The organism is Hyphomonas sp. (genome assembly GCF_040882205.1).
Taxonomy (GTDB): domain Bacteria; phylum Pseudomonadota; class Alphaproteobacteria; order Caulobacterales; family Hyphomonadaceae; genus Hyphomonas.
Genome location: NZ_JBBEBT010000297.1, coordinates 1 through 2180, shown reverse-complemented (window position 1 = coordinate 2180; position 2180 = coordinate 1). Strand labels below are relative to the sequence as shown.

Below are 2180 nucleotides of genomic sequence, written 5' to 3'. Positions count from 1 at the left end.
CAGTCGGCGGAGGCGGTGTCCATCACTTCGTAAGAAGGGCGCTCGGTCTCCGGGATATCGGCGGCGAACTTCGCCGAGGTGATGTAATTCTGCCCGAGGTTCGAACGGCGGTATTGCGACATCTGGTAGGCGAGTTCGGGGTCCTCGCCGAACAGGGCGTTTGCCTCTTCTTCCGTAAACGGATCAACGCGGGGGAGGCGGTGGAGATGTTCCATGCCGGCGATGACGCGGCCGAAGATCGTGTAGTTGCGGTCAAGGTAGCGGCGCGGCTGGAGGGGGAAGTAGATTTCGGTACTGCCGGTATCCGGCGCGTCATCGCGCGCCATGCCGAGGGCGCCGGGGCAGTTCATCAGCCATTCCTGGCTGCCATCGCGGCCGACGGCGAAGCCCGCGCGGTGACCGGCTTCGGGGGCGAACAGGTCTGCGCTGCCAAGGGGGGTGAAACCGTCTGCTGGCACGGCGCGTTCAGATTCGAAGGGGACGTTTTCCCAGGGCTTGCTGGCCATCGGGAATTCGCGGCCGGCCTGCGCGACATGGCCGTCGACTACGCGGTAGAAATACTCGCCGTCATAGAAGCCTTCGGCGAGGAGTTGGTGCAGGCGCGCGACATGAGCGGGCGCAGCGTCCGGGAAAATCTCAACCGCGACCGTGCCGGTGGGCAGTTCCATGAGAATCAGGTTTTCCGGATCGACCGCGCGCCAGGCGGGGGCGGCTTGCGCCGCGGCGGGCGCCTCGGCGAGGGAGACGGGCATGCTGGTGCAGGCAGCGAGGGCGAGGGCGGTTAGGGCGAGGGCGCGTTTCATGGGCGAACTGTTCCCCGGTGCGCGGGCGGCGTCAATCGGCTTCGATTGATTAGGCGGCGTGTGCGGCATATTCACGGCGCATGGAACGTATCACCCTGTCTCGCCCGCCCTTGCCGAAACTGCCGCTGGAAGGCGGGTGCCATTGCGGCGCCGTGCACTACAAATTGATAGCAAAGCCGATGGCGGTGAATGCGTGCCATTGCGACGATTGCAAGCGGCTGGGGGCGGCGGGCCATACGGGCTTTACCTGCATGTGGCGCGCGGCGCGCTGGAAATCCGCGGCGGGGCGCGCGACAGGTTCGTCCGGACCGGCGGCAGCGGCAACGCGATTCCCATCGAGCGATGTGCGGCGTGCGGCACGCGGAGGTGGCACCTGCCGGAGGTGGCGCCGGATCTCGTGATCCTTTGTGCGGGCACGCTGGACGACAGCCGCTGGGCGATTCCGACTTCGCATATCTTTATCGAGTTTGCGGCGGCTGACGCCGTGGCGGCGGAGTATGCGATTGCGGTGGAGGGATTCCAGACGACGCGGCCGGCGCTGTGGGAGAAGTTCAGCGAAATCTATCATTGAGCGCGGCGAGGCTGGCGCGCCAGGCATTGGCGAGGTGGCCTTGCGTCGCCTGAAGCGGGAAGCCGTGGCGGGCGACATGGCCGTGCGGGACGGTGTTCCAGCCGCGGTGGGTGACAGTGACGCGGGTGTCTTCGCCGGCGGCCCGGAACGTGACTTCGACGGATGTGACCTGATCCGGCGTGACGTTTGCCTGGCGCCAGGTGAAGGCGAGGCGCTGGCCGCGCTCCCATTCGGTGACGCGGCCGATCTCGAAGACCTTGCCGGAGGCAAGCGTGGTGATCAGGCCTTCGCGGTTCTCGAAACTCAGCGCGCCGTCGCCGCGCGGGGTGAGCTGGAAAAGGGCGCTGGGGCGCCAGGATATTCTAATATCGTACGTACACGAATCAAATTTTTATTCCGGTGTGGCCGGAACGTGGATGGCGACGAGGACAGCGCTCACTTGCGCTTCTTTTCGATATGCGTCTTGAAGGTGGTGAGCTGGGCGGCCCAGATTTTCTCGGTCTCGGCGAGCCAGAGTTTGAGATCGGTCATGCCGCCCTCCTTCAGGGTGTAGATGCCCACACGGGCATCGAACTCGGGATGCGCCTCCTCGACGAGGCCGCCCTGCTTGAGGATGCGCAGGTGGCGGCTCATCGCGGGGGCGGGCAAGCCGAGCGCCTCGGCGAGTTCTCCCGCGCGGCGCCCGTCAGGATCGGCGAGGGCCGTAAGGGTAGCGTTCAGGGGGGGCTCATGCCGGACGATGCTCCGTGCCGGGACCATAGGTGAACCCGAGCAGCTTGCCGGGCGTGCGCGCGAGGGCGCGTTGC

4 protein-coding genes are annotated in these 2180 nt (G+C 66.4%); 1 reads left to right on the top strand and 3 read right to left on the bottom strand.

Annotated features, from left to right (window positions below; genetic code table 11):
* The coding region (locus WEA77_RS12720; RefSeq protein ID WP_368068254.1) for a peptidylprolyl isomerase at positions 1-803 on the bottom strand (803 nt) is incomplete at its 3' end.
* Positions 804-1002: 199 nt separating this feature from the next.
* Here WEA77_RS12720 and WEA77_RS12715 point away from each other — a divergent pair.
* Entirely contained in the window at positions 1003-1374 is a 372-nt protein-coding gene (locus tag WEA77_RS12715; protein WP_368068253.1) for a GFA family protein, read from the top strand.
* Here the strand turns inward: WEA77_RS12715 and WEA77_RS12710 are convergent.
* On the bottom strand, positions 1355-1654 hold the full coding sequence (locus WEA77_RS12710) for an SRPBCC domain-containing protein (RefSeq protein ID WP_368068255.1): 300 nt from the start codon (positions 1652-1654) through the stop codon (positions 1355-1357). The two genes, WEA77_RS12715 and WEA77_RS12710, sit on opposite strands and share 20 nt — an antisense overlap.
* Before the next feature lie 155 nt (positions 1655-1809).
* Positions 1810-2180 (bottom strand): ArsR/SmtB family transcription factor (locus WEA77_RS12705; protein WP_368068252.1); only part of this gene is annotated, 371 nt, incomplete at its 5' end.